General features: G+C 70.8%; 11 protein-coding genes. 3 read left to right on the top strand and 8 right to left on the bottom strand.

Features of this window, described 5'->3' with window-relative positions:
- Positions 1 to 39 precede the first annotated feature (39 nt).
- The 3 genes from HCC61_RS14465 to HCC61_RS14455 form a co-directional block, all read right to left on the bottom strand.
- The gene (locus HCC61_RS14465) at positions 40 to 1521 is read right to left on the bottom strand and encodes an MFS transporter (RefSeq protein ID WP_169135845.1); all 1482 of its coding nucleotides are present in this window, start codon (positions 1519 to 1521) and stop codon (positions 40 to 42) included.
- A 121-nt stretch (positions 1522 to 1642) separates the two neighbouring features.
- Positions 1643 to 2911 (bottom strand): FAD-dependent monooxygenase, encoded by a 1269-nt coding sequence (locus HCC61_RS14460; protein WP_169135844.1) that lies wholly within the window; start codon positions 2909 to 2911, stop codon positions 1643 to 1645.
- Positions 2912 to 3002: 91 nt separating this feature from the next.
- A complete protein-coding gene (locus tag HCC61_RS14455) occupies positions 3003 to 4082 on the bottom strand; it encodes a hypothetical protein (protein WP_169135843.1) in 1080 nt (359 codons plus the stop codon).
- Positions 4083 to 4667: 585 nt separating this feature from the next.
- Here HCC61_RS14455 and HCC61_RS14450 point away from each other — a divergent pair.
- Positions 4668 to 5393 (top strand): thioredoxin domain-containing protein, encoded by a 726-nt coding sequence (locus tag HCC61_RS14450; RefSeq protein ID WP_169135842.1) that lies wholly within the window; start codon positions 4668 to 4670, stop codon positions 5391 to 5393.
- 226 nt (positions 5394 to 5619) lie between these two features.
- Here the strand turns inward: HCC61_RS14450 and HCC61_RS14445 are convergent, their stop codons facing one another.
- Both HCC61_RS14445 and txtE read right to left on the bottom strand, forming a co-directional pair.
- On the bottom strand, positions 5620 to 6399 hold the full coding sequence (locus HCC61_RS14445) for an HAD family acid phosphatase (protein ID WP_169135841.1): 780 nt from the start codon (positions 6397 to 6399) through the stop codon (positions 5620 to 5622).
- Between the two features lie 312 nt (positions 6400 to 6711).
- Positions 6712 to 7932, bottom strand: a complete 1221-nt coding sequence (gene txtE / locus HCC61_RS14440) for a 4-nitrotryptophan synthase (protein WP_169135840.1) — start codon at positions 7930 to 7932, stop codon at positions 6712 to 6714.
- A gap of 552 nt (positions 7933 to 8484) precedes the next feature.
- Here txtE and HCC61_RS14435 point away from each other — a divergent pair.
- Positions 8485 to 8955, top strand: a complete 471-nt coding sequence (locus HCC61_RS14435) for a hypothetical protein (protein WP_169135839.1) — start codon at positions 8485 to 8487, stop codon at positions 8953 to 8955.
- Positions 8956 to 9160: 205 nt separating this feature from the next.
- Here the strand turns inward: HCC61_RS14435 and HCC61_RS14430 are convergent, their stop codons facing one another.
- The 3 genes from HCC61_RS14430 to HCC61_RS14420 all read right to left on the bottom strand — a co-directional run bounded on the left by HCC61_RS14430 (position 9161) and on the right by HCC61_RS14420 (position 14347).
- Positions 9161 to 11185, bottom strand: coding sequence for a CocE/NonD family hydrolase (locus tag HCC61_RS14430; protein WP_169136041.1), 2025 nt, complete (start codon positions 11183 to 11185; stop codon positions 9161 to 9163).
- Between the two features lie 11 nt (positions 11186 to 11196).
- On the bottom strand, positions 11197 to 12498 hold the full coding sequence (locus HCC61_RS14425; RefSeq protein WP_169135838.1) for an ATP-grasp domain-containing protein: 1302 nt from the start codon (positions 12496 to 12498) through the stop codon (positions 11197 to 11199).
- 130 nt (positions 12499 to 12628) lie between these two features.
- Complete coding sequence (locus HCC61_RS14420) at positions 12629 to 14347, bottom strand: FAD-dependent oxidoreductase (RefSeq protein WP_169135837.1); 1719 nt, start codon at positions 14345 to 14347, stop codon at positions 12629 to 12631.
- A 440-nt stretch (positions 14348 to 14787) separates the two neighbouring features.
- Between HCC61_RS14420 and dnaK the strand changes: the two genes are divergently transcribed.
- Positions 14788 to 16755 (top strand): molecular chaperone DnaK, encoded by a 1968-nt coding sequence (gene dnaK / locus HCC61_RS14415; protein ID WP_169135836.1) that lies wholly within the window; start codon positions 14788 to 14790, stop codon positions 16753 to 16755.
- Positions 16756 to 16924: the final 169 nt, after the last annotated feature.

Here is a 16924-nt window from a genome sequence, read left to right as displayed (position 1 = left end):
GGCGACGAGGGGCCACGTGCCCCGTGCCCGCGGGACGGCTCAGCCCTGTACGGGCGTCTTCTCAGCGGACCGCGGAACACTCGTCCCGGCGTGCACCGGCCCGTCGCCGGTGCCTTCACCGTCGCCGGTGCCCTGACCGCCGTCGGTGCCCTGACCGCCGTCGGGTTCCTCCAGGTCGTCCAGGTCCCTGCCCTTGGTCTCCGGAGCGCCGACGGCCATCCAGATCACCGCGAGCAGCACCACGACGCCCAGCACGGTGAACGTCAACGGCAGCCCCAGCAGCGGCCACATCAGCGAGCCGAAGAGCATCGGCGCGAACCCCGTGCTGATCCGGCTGACCGACGACGCCCACCCGAATCCGCTGGCACGCAGCGTCGTCGGATACAGCTCGGCGGCGTACGCGTAGAGCACCGGGATCGTCAGCTGGATCAGGAAGCCGAAGACGGCGATCGCGATCATCGCGGCGGTCTCCACCTTCAGCACCGCGGCGAAGGCTACGAGGGCCGCGGTGGAGACCGGGGCGGCCACGCCGATCAGCCACTTGCGCCCGACCACGTCGACCAGCCACGTGGAGACGAGGACGCCGACGATGCCGACGCCGCTCATCAGGGTGGGGCCCATGAAGGACGCGGTGTCGTCGTAGCCCTCGTCCTTGAGGATCGACGGCATCCACGTCAGTGCGGCGTAGTAGACCAGCATGATCGTGACGAACAGCAGCCAGGAGACCGACGTGATGCGCGGGTTGTACTTCCACAGCCGGCGGAACTGCTCGACGCCCGCCCGCACTCCCCTCGGCCGGTCGGCGCCCTCCCCGGCGGCGGGAGACGGGATCACGTACGGCTCGGGCTCGGCCCCCGTACGGGCGGCGAGGCTGTCGATGACCTCCCTGGCCTCGGCCTCGCGGCCGACGCGGGTGAGGTAGATCGGCGACTCGGGGACGCCTCGGCGCACCCAGAACAGCAGCAGCGCGGGCAGCACCATCGTGGCGAGCATCCAGCGCCAGCTGCCCGGCAGCGGCATCATCGTGGTCGCGGCCAGGCCGCACAGCGTGACGCCGACCGGCCACCACAGGTCGAGCGCGGTGAGGACGCGGCCGCGGTGCCTCCTCGGCGAGAACTCGCTGACGAGCGCGTAGTCGACGGGGATACAGCCGCCGAGGCCGACTCCGGCGAGGAAGCGCAGCCCCAGGAAGACCGAGTAGTCGGTGGACAGCGCGCCGAGCACGGAGAACAGCGCGAAGATCAGCAGCGTCGAGCTGAAGGCCCTGCGGCGCCCTATCCGGTCGGCGACGGCGCCCCAGACGACGGCGCCGACCGCCATGCCGACGAGATTGGCAGTGGCGACGAGACCGCTCTCGCCGACGGTGAGGCCGAAGTCCTTGGACAGCAGCGGCATGAGGAAGCCGTTGAGTGCGATGTCCCAAGCGTCGAACAGGTAGCCGAGGCCACCGATGATGAAGGTCCTGCCCTGAACACCCCATTTCCATGGGAGTTCCTGAACGATCTGATCGCCTGTCTTCACGGTTCGCTCCACGGTTCGCTTCAGGTTCGGTATGTGCTCTCATGCGCGTCGTACGGGCGACGACGCCGGCGCCGGTTCGCTCGCTGTCAGCGGGGACGCCGCATCGACGCGCCCGCGCGGCTCACCGGGAGAATTGGTACGAGAAGGCCCCGAGGTCGGGGTCGTTGAGCGGGGTCCCGCTCCACAGCCAGTCGTAGGAGACGTCGGACTCCCCGTCGAAGTGCCGCAGTTTCGCGTCGCGTTCGCGCTGCTCGGGTCCGTCGGGGAAGTGGTAGAAGGTCTTGTTGCGCAGCGAGGCCTGCTGCACCATGCCGGCGTGCCTGGCACGCCGGTCGACATAGCGGCGCAGGGCCGCCCGGATGCCGTCGGCGTTGACGGCGCCCAGTTCCTCCGCGAGCACGGCGGCGTCCTCCATGGCCTGTGAGGCGCCTTGTGCCTGGTAGGGAAGCATCGCGTGGCAGGCGTCGCCCAGCAGCGCCACGTTCTCGTCCATCCACACCGGGTCGGGACGCCGGTGGTAGAGGGCGAAGCAGGACACGTCCTCCTTTGCCTTGGAGAGCATGGCCGGGACCCTGTCGTCCCAGCCGGGGAAGGCGTCGGCCAGTTCCTGCGCGCTGGAGGGCACCACCCACTTCTCGGCGACCTCGTCGGTGCAGGGTACGCAGGCGACGACGTTGAGGTATTCGCCGCGGCGGATCATGTAGTGCACGAGGTGCCGGCCGGGTCCGTACCAGATGGTGCTCTGGTAGCGGTCAACAAGCCATCTCGTGGCCGGGTCCGCGGCGATCAGGTCGCCGGGTACGAGCGCGCGGAAGGCCATCTCGCCGGAGAAGAGCAGGGTGTCGTCGGCGCCCATCTCGTCGCGCACCCGTGAGCGGATGCCGTCCGCGCCGATGAGGGCGTCGCCCTCGTGGCGGCAGCCGTCGGCGGTGAGCGCCGCCGGGCGGCCGGGGTCGCTGCGGTCCAGGCCGGTGACCTGGGTGCCGGTGTGCAGGGTCACCACAGGACCGGGCCCGTCCGGGTCGACGCAGGCGTCCAGGATCACGCGGTGCAGATCGGCGCGGTGGTAGTGCCAGTACGGGGCGTTGTAGTTGTCCTTGCAGAACTGGCCCAGCCTGGTCAGTGCGACCACGCTGCCGTCCTTCCACCTGCGCCGCACCTGGTCCTGCGGCTCGGTGTGTATGGCCTCCAGCTGCGGGCGCAGCCCGAGGGAGAGCAGGACCCGGCTGGCGTTTGGCGCCGTCTGGATGCCGGCTCCCACCTCCCCCAGCTCGGGGGCCTGTTCCAGGACGGTGACCCTGATGCCCCGCTGGCGCAGGGCGAGCGCGGCGGTCACACCGCCCAATCCACCGCCTACGACGGTGACTTCGAAAGACTGGCTGGGCGCCAAGGCTCCTCCTGGGCGAGGGATGGACGAGGGGTGCGGGGGCGGCGGGCGGCCGCTGTCTCCGGGGGCCGGACGGCCGGACGGCTGAGCCTCCTCAGCTGCCGGGCTCGGCTCCGGTCCCGGCTCCGGTCCCGGCCCCGGCCTCGGTTTCGGTCAGCTCGCCGTTCACGACGACGTCGGTGCCGTCCACGGAGACGGTGCAGCCGCGCATGGCGATGTCCACGTGGGCGTAGGACTCGCGGCCCAGCACGGGGTGCGGCCCCGTCGACCAGAGGAAGTTGCCCGCGAAGGCGCGGGCGTCCATGCCCATCAGGTCGCTCTTGCCGTACAGGGCGGTGGCGAACCAGTCGGCGCTCTTCATCAGGCCCCACCCCATGTGGGAGAGGCTGCGGCCCCAGCGGTCGTCGGCGTCGTCGAAGAAGGTGTCGAGGAGCTTCGCCTCAGCGCCTCCGGAGATCTTCTCGATGTGGCCGTCGGCGACGTGCAGGGTGACGGGCTCGCGGACGTACTCCTTGAACGGCAGCAGGATGTCGCCCTCCGCCAGCACCAGCTGCCCGTCGGAGAACTCCGGCCAGCACAGCACCATCGTGCTGGGCCAGTGGTCCCAGCGGCCCGGGTCGTCGGCGAAGCCGACCTGGAACTCCGGGCGGGCGCCCTTGAGCTGCACGGTCAGATCCGTCCCGGCGTCCGAGGTGACCCGCATGACCTCCGAGCGTGCCAGCAGCGCGGAGCCCGCGAGGACCCGGTCCTTGTCGCCCGCCTGCGGCAGGTTGCGCATGAGGACGTCGGGGGCGTCGCAGACGAAGATGATGCGGGTGCCCGCCTTGAGGACCTCCTGCTGTACGGGGGCGTGGATGAAGCCCTCCTGCGTGAGGTCGACGACGAGGTCCGCGGACTTCAGCAGGTCCTGGGCGGCCGTGTCGTCGAGTACCGACGAAAGGCCGGGGCCGGCACCGGTGTGTGTGCTGTCCATGGGGGCGGCGCTGCCGCCGGGGACGGTGGCGGATATGACGCGGGCCCCCAGGGACTTCGCCGCGCCGAAGGCGGCGGCGACGTAATCACCGCGGCTGCCGGGCTCGGAGAGCACGACGACGTGCTCCCCCTCCGTGACCTTGCACAGCTCCAGTTCACGGGTGAACGCGTCGAGCAGGTCGACGGACGACAGATCGAACATGGATGTCCTCCAGGGGTCTTCGCTTCGGCTGCGGGGCTTCGGCTGCGGGGCTGCGTCTGGGGGCCTGGTTTGCGGGACCTGGGTTTCGGAGCCTGTCTTGCGGGGCCTGCGTCTGCGGGGCCGGTTTCGGGGCTCGGTTTCGGGGCCTGGTCTTCAGAGCCTGGGCCGTCGGGCCTTCGGCTCTTGGGCCTGCGTCTGCGGGGCTTCGTCGCCCGCCCGTAAGGGGCTCGTACGGCGCCCCTCACCGGGCTTCACCGCGGCGTTCTGATGTCGGGAGCGCAGGCCGGAACGGCCCGCCGCGCAGGCTCTGACCAGCGGAAACACGGCGGTCCTGCGCACCTGGTGAAACTAATCCGAACACGTACTAACTCTGCTTGGCAAGGGGTGGGCCCATGAGTTAACGCTGATTTTTCGTGGGGCCGCCGACCGGACTCGACCGCTTGCCGACTGCTCCGGATCGTCCGGCGCCAGGGGCTGACACCGCGTGTGAAGGCCTCGCGGCGAGGGGACCCGGCGGGGCGGCCGCGCGCGGTGAGCGCGCCGAGCGCCTGGATCGCCGTGACCGCCGGGAGTCAGGAGAAGCGTGTGGGAGACGACGGGGCCGACCGCGAAGAGCTTCGCGTGCAGCGGGAACTCGCCCGGCAGGACAACCGGCGCCTGCGCACCCTCAAGCTGACGGGCCTCGCGGTGTTCGTCGTGGGCGTCGGCACGCTGGCCGGCATCGCCACGGCCGTCACGGGCGAGGGCGGCAGCGAGACGACCCAGGAGCGGTCGGTCACCACGGGCCCGGAACACGCACGCGCGACCCTCACCGTCTACGAGGACTTCCGCTGCCCCGGCTGCCGCCGGTTCGAGGAGCGCTTCGGCAGGACCGTCGAGGAACTGCAACGCTCCGGCAAGCTCAGGACCGAGCACCACCTCGTCGCACACGTCGACGACACGCGGGGCGGCCACGGCTCCCACCGCGCGGCGGAGGCGGCGCTCTGCGCCCTCGACGAGCACGAGTTCGCGGCGTACCGGAAGGTCCTCTACGGAGATCAGCCGCCGGAGCGCGAGGACTCCTTCGCCTCGCGGGAGCACCTGCTCCGCCTGGCCGCGAAGGTTCAGGGCCTGACGGTCCGGGAGTTCGAGACATGCGTGCGCCACGGCCTCCAGTCGGGCCGGGCCGACCGCATGAACACCGCCTACGCCCACTCGGGCCGACCGGGTCCGCCGGTGGTCCTCCTCGACGGAAAGCGGCTGGCCGTCAGCGGACGGGACGGGCTGACACCCCGGCAGCTGCGCAACTCGGTGGAGGAGAAGGCGGGTTGACGGAGCGCTCCGCGCATTGAACGAGGCGGCGGCCGGTGGCGGCGACCGCCGGCCCGCCCGTCGGCAGGGTGCCCGCCGTCCTTCCCCGGCTCGCGTGCTCCGGGGAAGGGACGGCGGCGTCATGAGCGCCCGTGCACCGCCCCGGGCCCATGGTCGGAAAGGCCCGGGATCAGCACCCCAGGCCCCCGGGCCGGGCGCCGGGCCCGGGCCGGGCGGTCCGGCTCGCTCAGTCCAACTTGCCGTCGTAGTCCGGCAGTTTGAAGGTCTCCTCCGCGTGCCCGCCGACCATGTCGGTCGGGGAGTTGCCGATGTTCGCGATGATCTTGTAGCCCTCGTCCTCGATCTCGGCGCGCTTGGCCGTCTTGTACTTGGCGACCTCTTCGAAGATGTCGGGCAGGTCCCGTACGTACAGACCGGAGATCGGGAAGCCGTCCTTCTCCAGGTTGTCCTTGGTGAGCGAGGAGATGATGCCGGGGCGCGCGGTGACGAAGTAGACGGCCACGCCGCGGGAATCGGCGTAACGGGCCAGGTCCAGGGTCTGCTGGACGGCCGGGGTCGGCAGCTCCCAGATGGGGTGGAAGGCCGTCTCCAGCACGGTGTTGTCGATGTCGAAGACGACCGCCATCTTCTCGCCGGAGCCCTGGGAGATGCGCTTCTCCAGGTACGGGCGGGCCTTGTCCGTCACGGCGCTCACATCGCGCTTCCAGGTGTCGTAGTCGACGTCCGCGAGCACGCCGTGACGGTCGGCCGAGTGCCGGGACGCGACCTTGGGCGCGGCCTCGGAGTCGGCCTTGGAGTCTGCCTTGGAGGCGGCTTCGCGCTCGGCCGGGGCAGCGGCCGAAGTGCCGTGCGCGGGCTGCTCGTCGGCCGTCGGGGCGGACTTGCCGGCGGCCGCGGCCGGCTCCGAGGGGGTGGCGATGGCGGGCACGCCGACCACGGTCACCGTGGCCGCGGTCGCGCCCGCGACGGATACCGCGATCCGCGTCGTCCATTTACGTCCATGCATGGGGGGTAACTCCTGAGTCGCAGAGTCGACATGGGGTGGCTGGGCCGATCACCGGCCGGCGAACGGTCGGTGTCATGTTCGCGTCTCATCATGGACCGCGGGGAAAGTTCCGGCTACCGATCGGTAGTGGCGACATGTTCTACCCGCTCCGAACCGGCCCCGGGCCGCGATCGGTTCACGCGCCGCGGGGTCGTCACCGTCGTGAACCGGCCGACTGCGCGCGGCAGTCCACGACGGTCGCCGCACGGCAGGTCACGAGGGAGCCCGGGAGCGGGAAACGATGGCGGGCACGGCTCTCGCCCGGCCGGTCCCTCAGCCGAGGGCGATGGGAAGTGAGCGCAGCGAGCGGAATTCCAGGTTCGGATTCCATTCCGGTTCGCCCGCGGGCCGGATCCTCGGGAATCGAGCGAGCAACGCCGCGAAGAACCACTTGAGTTCGAGGCTCGCGATCTGCCTCCCGAGACACGAGTGCGGTCCGAGCCCGAACGAGAGATGACGGCCGCTGTTCCGGCGGGCGAGGTCGAATGCGCCGGGCCGCTCGAAGACCTCCGGATCCCGGTTCGCGGCGCCGAGGAAAAGGGCCACGCTCTGCCCCTTCTCGATCCGTACACCGCTCATCTCGACGTCCTCCGAGGCGATGCGCCACGTGAACTGGTTCGACGCGTTGTAACGCACCACTTCGTCGGCGACGTTGCCGGCGCACTCCGGGTCCGAGACGAACCGCCCGGCCTGTTCGGGATTCCTCGCGAAGGACAGCATTCCGCTGCTCGCGGACCCCGGTGTGGTCGGCGCGAACAACGCGATGAGCAGCAGCACGAGTTGGTGCACCGCCTGTTCCGGCGTGCATTCGGCGTCCTGGTCCGGGGCCTCCGCGAGACGTGCGATGACGGTCTCGGGGACGACTTCACCGCGGTCTCCCCGCACCAGTTCCTGCGAGTAGGTGTGCAGCTCCGTCAGCGCCTCCAGCAGACGGTCCAGCTCCAGCGGCTGGTCCAGCGGTCCCGACCAGTACGTCATCAGCATGTCGACCCGCGGCACGACGAAGCCGAGGTCCTCCTCCGGGACCCCGAAGGCGCGCACGGCGGCCCGCACGGGAAGTTCGGCTGCCAGCGCGGGAACGGCGTCGATCTCCGCCGTCCCATCCGGAATCGTCGCGACCAGATCTCGCGCGACCTCTTCGATGACCCGGCTGTAATGCCGGTGCGCCCCGCCGCTGAATGCGGAACGCGTGGCCCTTCTCAGCGCGTCGTGGAGCGGCGGGTCCGTATACATCATCACGTTGCCGGTGAACCGGTGGTAGATGTTCTCGGGAGGCAGCGAGCGTCCCGGAAATCTGATGCCGAGAACCTGCGCCATCCGGTCGGCCATGAGCCTGGGATCGGTGAGAGCGCCCGCACAGTCGGCGTATCTCAGCACGGCCCAGGCGCCCATCTCCTCCCACCAGTGCACCGGCTCGGACTCCACGAGATCCGCGTACACGGGATACGGATCGGAGACGATACGCGGATCCGACAGCGGCGAGACTCCACTCACGCAAACCCCTCAACCACGCGATTGCCATTGACGATTCGTCCGGGGCGATTCGGCCCGGCGGGATTCGCCGGTGCGCCGGCGAATCCGCATGCCGGGTCATGCCGGTCACGCCGGTCATGCCGTCGGAACGACCGCGGCGAATCCCCTGCGGAACGCCTGCAACGCGATCATCAAGGGGCCGTGTCCGGCGATTTTTACTTGGACTTGGACAATCCATGAGGAGCGGCGGGGGCGCATCGGGATATAGCGGCTCCAGATCGGACGGAACGGTTCCGGCTACGTGCCGCGAATGCCCGTTTCCCGGATCCGGGGATGGCTCGAAATCGCCCCAGGCGGTCTTGCGTTCAACCGCATCAGGCGCATCAATTAGGCATCGCGTGACTGACCTGCAAGCCAGACACCGCGGTGCCCCGGAGTGCGGCCTGAGCCGCGGACCGTGCGCGCTCCTGGAGACCGCGGCACGCAACGGCACCCCCACACCGTCCCCCGCGTCAGACGTGACGCGACGACTGCGGTGGTCATGCAACTCCCCCACAACCGGAAGGCACTTCCATGGGACGCAGCAGATCAGCGTTGGGAACAGCTCTGGGCACGGCGGTACTGGCGACGGGCGCGCTGGCGTTCGCCCCGACCGCCAGCGCGGTCGACCCCACGACGGCCACCGTCTCGGCCGACTGCGGCAGCGCCGGCTCCGGCGAGGCGAAGCTCACCGCCACGCAGGACGGCACGGCCGCGACCATCACGCTCTCCTCCTCGGCGGTGAAGGCGCCGATCGACGTGGACGCGGGATCGGTCGAGACCACGCTGACGCTCTCGAAGAACGGCAGCGACACCACGACCTTCACGGGCAAGTCCAACCCGGCCATGTCGGCCGGTGACGACGTCAACTCCGGCCCGCTGGACGGGACCGTCGCCGCGGGCGACGTCCTGGAGGCGAAGTCCGTGAAGATCGTGATCTTCGGAACCATCACGGTGAACTGCACCGCCACCTCGGCCCAGTCGCCGGGCCCGTTCACCTTCTGAGGCACAGGGCGACAGAGCAACTCGGCAACTGAAGCACCGAGCAGCCGGGCACCTGAGTGAGCAGAGGCGCCTGCGTACGAGGACGGGGCGGCCCGGCAGCCGCCCCGTCGGGACGCACGGCACCCGCGTGCCCTGTCCGGAGACCGTCCCGTCCGGAGACCGTCCGGTTCAGAGACCGGAGACCGTCCCTTCGGACAAGTCCGCCTCAGACACAGTCCCTTGGGATCGTCCAGTCCCAATTGCGCGACCGGACCCGGTGGTTGTCCTCGTAGGCGTCCATGGTGGCGTGCACGTAGAAGTTCTCCACGTCGGAGGTCAGCACGGTGTGCGTCGTGGCGTGCACGTTCCAGTCGCCCCGTGCGAAGCCCATGACCCAGTCGATCTCGCCGCGTACGGACCCGAAGTCGTCCCCGGTCCACGTGTAGCGCTCGCAGGCGCGGCGGGTGACCTCCAGGTCGATGTCCTCCATGTGCACGACGCCGAGGTCCTTGACCACTTCGAGGGCCGAGTCGTAGCCGACGAGGTCACGCGAGACCGTCCAGCGCTGCTCACCGGGCTTGACCACGCTGGTGGCGAGCGGCGGTGCGCCCTCCGGCTCCCCGAACAGCGGCGTGGGCAACTCGTCCGGCTCGGAGGTCGACCGGATCGGCAGCTCCAGCTCGCTCTCGCCGGGATGCACGGTCAGCCGCACCGGCTCGGGCGGCGGCCAGGCCAGCGGCCAGTACGAGGTCGACAGCGCCACCCGGATCCGGTGACCTTCCGGAAAGGCCTGCGCGACACCGTTCAACTGGACGCTCACCTGCCGGCGTTCGCCCGGTTCGAGGGGCCGGGGCTCGGCGTGGCCGTCGCGGTGGGTGAGGTTGAGCAGCCCGTACGTCGCACGGGTGGCACGCCCGTCCGGTGCCACGTCGGAGAGGCGCACCGCCAGCATCGCCACGGGCCGGTCCACCTCCAGCGTCGCGTGCAGCACCGGCCCGCCGAGGATCTCGCAGCGCTCGGCCAGCGGCTCGCTCTCGAAGACCAGCGAACCGCCGTCCTCCTCGCGCTGGTCGTACGGCAGGTCCGGAGGCGCGTTGTACGAGCACCACTTCCCGGCGAACTGCCCGACGGACAGCGGGGATTCGACGCTCAGCGGCGGCGAGTCCAGCTCGTCGCCCGGTCGCCCGATCCGGTGCTCGCCCAGCGGGTGGCCGACGCGCCGCACGTGCGGTGAGAGCCAGCCGGGCTCGCCCACCCAGCGTCCGGGCCGTTCGTCGTAGGCGGTGGACGGCGGCATGCTCTCCTGCATCCACGTGCACAGCATCGGCGCGTCCATCACGCCGTTGTCCTCGTCCTTGAGCCAGTGGTCCCACCAGCGCACGAGTTCCTGGAGGAAGCCGATGGCGGGGCCCGGGAGGCCCAGGTGCGGATACTTGTGGGACCACGGGCCGATCAGCCCGCGCCGGGGCACGTCGAGATGCTCCATCAGCCGGAAGACGGCGTTGGAATAGCCGTCGGCCCAGCCGCTGACGGCGAGAACCGGACACCGGATGTCGGAGTAGTCCTCGCAGACGGAGCCGTGCCGCCAGTAATCGTCGCGGCGCTGGTGGCGCAGCCACTCGGCCAGCCAGGGCTCCATCCCGTCGAGCCGCTCGTACCACATCTTCCGCCACTCCGGGCCGACCACCTGCGGGTCCGGCGGGCACGAGGTGTAGGCGAACATCGTGGAGGCCCACGACAGGTTGTCGCTCAGCAGGCATCCGCCCATGTAGTGCACGTCGTCGGCGTAGCGGTCGTCGCTGAAGCTCAGCGCCGCGATCGCGCCGAGGCCCGGCGGGCGCCGGGCGGCGAGCTGGAGGGCGTTGAAGCCGCCCCAGGAGATGCCCATCATCCCGGTGCGGCCGTTGCACCAGGACTGTTCGGCCATCCACTGAAGGACGTCCTCGCCGTCCATGAACTCCTGCTCCAGGTACTCGTCGTCGAGCACGCCGTCGGAGTCGCCGCTGCCGCGCAGGTCGACCCGTACGCACGCGTACCCGTGCCCGGCGATGTACGGATGGTTCACCGAGTCGCGCAGGGCCGTCAGATCACGCTTGCGGTAGGGGATCAGCTCCAGGATCCCCGGCACGGGATCCGTGTCGGAGGAGACGGGCCGCCAGATCCGCCCGGCGAGACGGGCGCCGTCCCGCATCGGGATCCAGACGTGCTCCTCCTCCTTGACGGCCTGCGGCCCGGCGCTGACCTCCTTCATTCCCGGCGACTTCACTCCCTCTCCTCATCGTCGAGTCCGAACGGCAGCAGTTCCACGCACTGCTGGTACTTCTCTTCGAGCCGCTTCTCGTCCTCGGCCCCGATGTACATGGCCGCCAGCTCGTAGCTGTAGCTGTCCTGCATGGGCAGTTCCGACAGCCGCCTGCCCTCCTCGGCGACGACGTCGGTGATGGTGCCGGGCACTTCCTTCTCGACCCGGGCGATGTCGTCCGGGTCCGGGACGTGGCGTACGTACGCGTCGGAGAAGCGCCGCAGGAACCACTTGCCGGCGACCTGGTACGGGCCCTCGCGGTACGGCAGCCCGGGGTCGCGGCCGAGCGCGAGGCTGATCATGCACTGGTGGTTGGGCACCCCGTCGACGTACTCGAAGAGCGGCGCGTGCGACTGGGAGAGCCGGGGGTTGACCTCGACGATGTCGAGCCGGTCCCGGTCGGGGTCCCAGAAGAACTCGATGTTGAACGTCGAGTTGTCCAGGCCGATCTGAAGCACCACGCGCCGCGAGATGCCGGCCAGCCGCTCGGCGACCTCGGACGGCACCGACGACGGGTACTGGTACCGGAGGAAGCTCGACGTGCCCGGATACAGCACCGAGTCGATCACGCCGTAGATGTGGACCGTGCCGTCGAGGCAGTAGCCCTCCACCGTGAGCTCGCGGCCCGAGGCCTCCTCCTCGGCCAGGCAGGCCTGGCCGCCGGCCTCCGCGATCTCGGGCGGGAGGTCGAGGAAGGCCAGCGCCTCGTCGAAGGCCTCACCGAGTCCGGTCAGTCCGTCGCGGATACGTGCGGCCGCGTCGGCCAGCTGCTCGGAGTCCTCGACCCGGAAGGCCAGCTCGGAAGAGCGGGACTTCACCGGCTTGAGCCACATCGGGAAGCTCACCCCGGGCGGCTGCTGGGGGTTCTGGAGATCCACGAGGGCGAACCCGGGGTGCGCGCCGCAGACCTTCTCCTGTTCGAGCCGGCTCCAGTACTTGTGCTCGCACTTGACGACCGACTCCAGCGACGCGGACGGCAGTCCGTACCGGTTGCACAGAATCGGCACCATGGAGCTCACCGGGAAGTCCCAGTAGCCCACGATCGCGTCCACCGGCCCGTCGAACGCGTCCAGTTGGCGCTCGGCCCTGCGCAACAGCTCGCCGAGCGTCAGCGTGTCGACGCTCTGGAGCTCGTCGAGGCCGAGCAGCCCGTGGAAGCGGTACGCGGACAGATGAGGGAGGTCGTGCAGCAGCTCCCGGTTGCGCTCGTCCAGTCCGAGTACGAAGACGTTCTCCTGCCTTGATTCCTGCGTTGGGGACATGGCCTCCGGGTAACCCCGCCCTCGCGGCTTTACTCAGGCCGTGCGGGGACCGTGTGCTGCGGGGACCGTGTGCTGCGGGGACCGTGTGCTGCGCGGGGCGGGCCGGTTCAGGCGCCCGGGCTGCGGGGCGTCAGTATCCGCGCACGTCCGGCCAGGCCAACTCGAGGCCCTGGCGCAGCAGTTCGGCCTGGAAGCCGGCCAGCCGCGCCGGGGTCCCGTGCACCTGGTGCGGCAGCAGACCGTGCGAGAGACAGTGCGCGGCCAGGGCCCCCGCGGCCTCTCCGGCGTTCCACTCCACGGGATGCAGCCGGTAGCACCCGGTCGTGATGTGAGTGGTGCCGATGTTCTTCGCGGCGGGCAGCAGGTTGCGCATCCGTACGGGCAGCAGGGCGCCCAGCGGCAGCTGGAACGGGAGGCAGCCCACATCCACGTAGTTGCGGCCGCCCGTTGAGGGGTGCAGGTCGATGCGGTAGCTGCCGATGCCGACGGAGTCCTCGTAGCGGGTGGCGCCCCGCTCGCCGCGCACCGCGAGCGACACGTCGTTCTCGGTGACGGTGGTGATCGCCTCGATGCGGCGGGATTCGCGTATGTAGGGCGCCATGGCGAGGCCGTCGCGGGTGCCGGTGACGTCGGGGCGCAGCCGCAGTCCGGGAAAGCCGGTGCCGCCGTCGGGGCGCGGTGCCTCCGTCTGCATCCAGTACAGGAGGCTCAGCGAGAGCTGCCGGGCCTGCTCGGTGTGGCGGGCGGCCTCCGCCTCGCCCACCTCGATGACGTTGCCCAGCCAGTAGTCGTTCATCGGCCAGTTGACGAGCGTGACGTCGGAGTCGAAGGCGCCGGGCTGGTGGTTGTTCCGGCTGAGGATGCGGCGGAAGAGCCACAGCGGCTTGTCGCCGGGCTCGTCGCCGCGGTCCGCGGACAGCGGGCCGTCCGGTTCCGCCGGGTTGGGGTCGAAGGTGCGCTCCATGGGGCGGAGGGTGGACGGCTCCGGGGCCGTCCAACCAAGCAGCGGGCCCGGCCAGAAGTCCGGGCGGTAGCCGCGCCAGAAGCCGTAGTCCCGGGGACGGTCGATCACGTGGTGCTCGCCCGCGCGGTGGTCGAGGGCGAAGCAGACGGTGACGCCCTGCATGTCGGCCGGGTCGGCGGTCGCGGGCGCCGAGGGCTCGCCGTGCCGCTCACGGCTCTCGGCACCGGTGACGTACTCGGTGCCCGTCAGCGGCAGCAGGTCCCCGCCCTCGGTGGCGTCGAGGACGTAGCGGGCGGTGACGGTGACGGGGGTGCCGGGGGCGGTGCCGGTGCCGGTGCCGGTGCCGGTGCCGGACGTGCCCCCGCCGGAGGTGCCGGTGCCGGGGGCGACGGTGCCCGGGGCGACGGCACCCGGGGAGCCGGCGCCGGTCTCCCGCAGCTCCACCGCCCGTACGGTGTCGCCGTCCGTGTCCGCCGCCGCGGGCGCGTACCCGAGCAGCACGGTCAGCCTTCCGGACGCCCGGTACGGGGCGAGCATCGCCTCGATGACCGCGAGGGCGACCCTCGGTTCGTGGCAGAGCCCGCTGACGCGTCCGGCCCCCGGGTTGAGCCGGCGGTCGGCGCGGGCCGCGGGCGTCAGCGGGTAGTGGCGCCGGTAGTAGTCGCGGATGCCGTCCCGCCACTGCCGGTACGAGGCGGTGCAGCCGAACTGCTCGATCCACGGGTGCTCGTCCGGCGGCACGGCCTGGCTGGTCGACTGCCCGCCCAGCCAGGCGGTCGGCTCGCTGAGCACGGCGGTGCGGCCGGCCCGGCACACGGCGAGGGCCGCGGCCACGCCGCCCAGCCCGCCGCCGACGATGAGGACGTCGCATTCGGCTTCGGTCACGCTCACTGCCTTTCGGGTCGGTCGCCGGCACCGGGCCGTTCACGTACGTACGCGGGCGGACTGCCGGACGCACGTGGACGCATGGACGTGCACCGGATGCGGGCGGATCGGGATGCGGGCGCCTTGGACGCGGACGGATCGGATGCGGACGGATCGGATGCGGGATCGGGCGCGGACGGCTCGGGCGCGGGCGGAGGGACGGAACCGGCGGGCGGGTCCGCGGGGGCGGCGAGCGGCCGGTGCGCCCGAGGCGAGCGTACGGGCCGTACGGGCGGCCGCGGACGACGGGTTCGCGCAGCGCACGGGACCGCCGCAGCAGCCCCACGCACCGCCTCCGATCTTCGCTGGCCGCCACTCCCGTTCTGCCTGATAATCGAACACGCGGGGCATATGAAGCCGCATGCTTCCCGGACCGGGAGAACCGGGAGAGGAGGTCAGCCGTGGCACGTGCAGTCGGGATCGACCTCGGTACGACGAATTCCGTGGTGTCCGTCCTGGAGGGCGGTGAGCCCGCCGTCATCCCCAACAACGAGGGCTCGCGCACCACCCCGTCGGTGGTGGCGTTCGCCAAGGGCGGCGAGGTGCTGGTCGGCGAGCCGGCCAAGCGGCAGGCGGTCACCAACATCGACCGCACGGCACGGTCGGTCAAGCGTCACATGGGCGACCCGGACTGGCGCTTCCCGGAGAAGAGCGAGGTGGACGGCGCCCGTTACACCGCTCAGGAGATCTCCGCGCGGGTGCTTCAGAAGCTCAAGAGCGACGCCGAGGCGTATCTCAGCGAACCCGTGAGCGACGCCGTGATCACCGTGCCCGCCTACTTCAACGACTCGCAGCGCACCGCCACCAAGGAGGCCGGCGAGATCGCGGGCCTGAACGTGCTGCGGATCATCAACGAGCCCACCTCCGCCGCCCTCGCCTACGGGCTGGACAAGGAGAACGACCAGACCGTGCTGGTCTTCGACCTCGGCGGCGGCACCTTCGACGTGTCCCTGCTGGAGATCGGCGAAGGCGTCGTGGAGGTGAAGGCCACCTCCGGAGACACCGGCCTCGGCGGCGACGACTGGGACCAGCGGATCGTCGACCACCTGGTCAAGCAGTTCAAGAACGGCTACGGCATCGACCTGTCGACGGACAAGATGGCCGTGCAGCGGCTGCGGGAGGCGGCTGAGAAGGCCAAGATCGAGCTGTCCGCCGCGACGGAGACGACGATCAATCTGCCGTATCTCACCGCGACCGACGAGGGCCCGCTGCATCTCGAAGAGAAGCTCACCCGCGCCCAGTTCGAGCGGCTCACCGCCGACCTGCTGGAACGCTGCAAGGGCCCGTTCCATCAGGCCGTCGAGGACGCGGGCATCGCCGTGTCCGACGTGGACCACGTGATCCTGGTCGGCGGCTGCACGCGCATGCCCGCCGTGACCGAACTGGTCAGGGAGCTGACGGACAAGGACCCGCACAAGGGCGTCAACCCGGACGAGGTCGTCGCCATCGGTGCCGCGCTCCAGGCGGGCGTGCTCAAGGGCGAGGTCAAGGACGTACTGCTGCTGGACGTCACCCCGCTGTCCCTCGGCATCGAGACCAAGGGCGGCATCATGACCAAGCTCATCGAGCGCAACACCACGATCCCCACCCGCCGTTCGGAGATCTTCACCACCGCGTCGGACAACCAGCCGTCGGTGACCGTGCAGGCGTTCCAGGGCGAGCGGGAGATGGCGGCCTCCAACAAGAAGCTCGGCATGTTCGAGCTGACCGGACTGCCGCCCGCGCCCCGCGGCATGCCGCAGATCGAGGTCACCTTCGACATCGACGCGAACGGCATCATGCACGTCTCCGCCAAGGACCTCGGTACGAACAAGGAACAGAAGATGACCGTCACCGGCGGCTCGGCGCTCCCGAAGGACGACATCGACCGCATGGTGCGCGAGGCCGAGCAGTACGCGGAGGACGACCACAAGCGCCGTGAGGCGGCGGAGACGCGCAACGAGGCCGAGCAGCTGGTCTACCGGGCCGAGCAGCTCCTGAAGGACAACGCGGACAAGGTCCCGGCCGACGTCAGGGACGAGGTCGAGACGGCCGTGGCCGATGTGAAGGAGAAGCTGAACGGCGACGACACCGGGGCACTGCGCGGCGCGACGGAACACGCGACCGCGGTCAGCCAGAAGCTGGGGCAGGCCATTTACGCGCGGGCGTCGCCGGGCGCGTCCGGCGATGCGGCCGGCGGGGGCGCCGCCGGGAGTGCCGGTGCCGGCGAGGCCGGCGGGACCGCGGGGCCGGCGGGTGCCGGGCCCGGGACGGGCGGCGCCGAGGACGAGGAGGAGGACGTCGTCGACGCCGAGATCGTCGACGAGGACCGCGAGGACGGCGAAGGCGGGGCGGGCCGGGCGGACGGGGACAGGCGCGGCGGGGAGTGAGCACTCCGGGCCAACGGCCCGGTGACGCAAGGGACTTCCCGGGGCCGGGCCACGGGCCCGGTGCCGCCAGGGCTCGGGGCCCAGGCCTCCCGCCGGAAAGATCTCCCACCGGAGGCCTCCCGCCGGAGCCGTGATCACGCGCCAGGGACGCTGTGATCCCGCGGCCGGG

It is taken from the genome of Streptomyces sp. HNM0575, assembly GCF_012726265.1.
Taxonomy (GTDB): Bacteria; Actinomycetota; Actinomycetes; order Streptomycetales; family Streptomycetaceae; genus Streptomyces.
The sequence above is the reverse complement of the archived record's forward strand: the minus strand, read 5'-3'. Positions and strand labels throughout refer to the sequence as shown.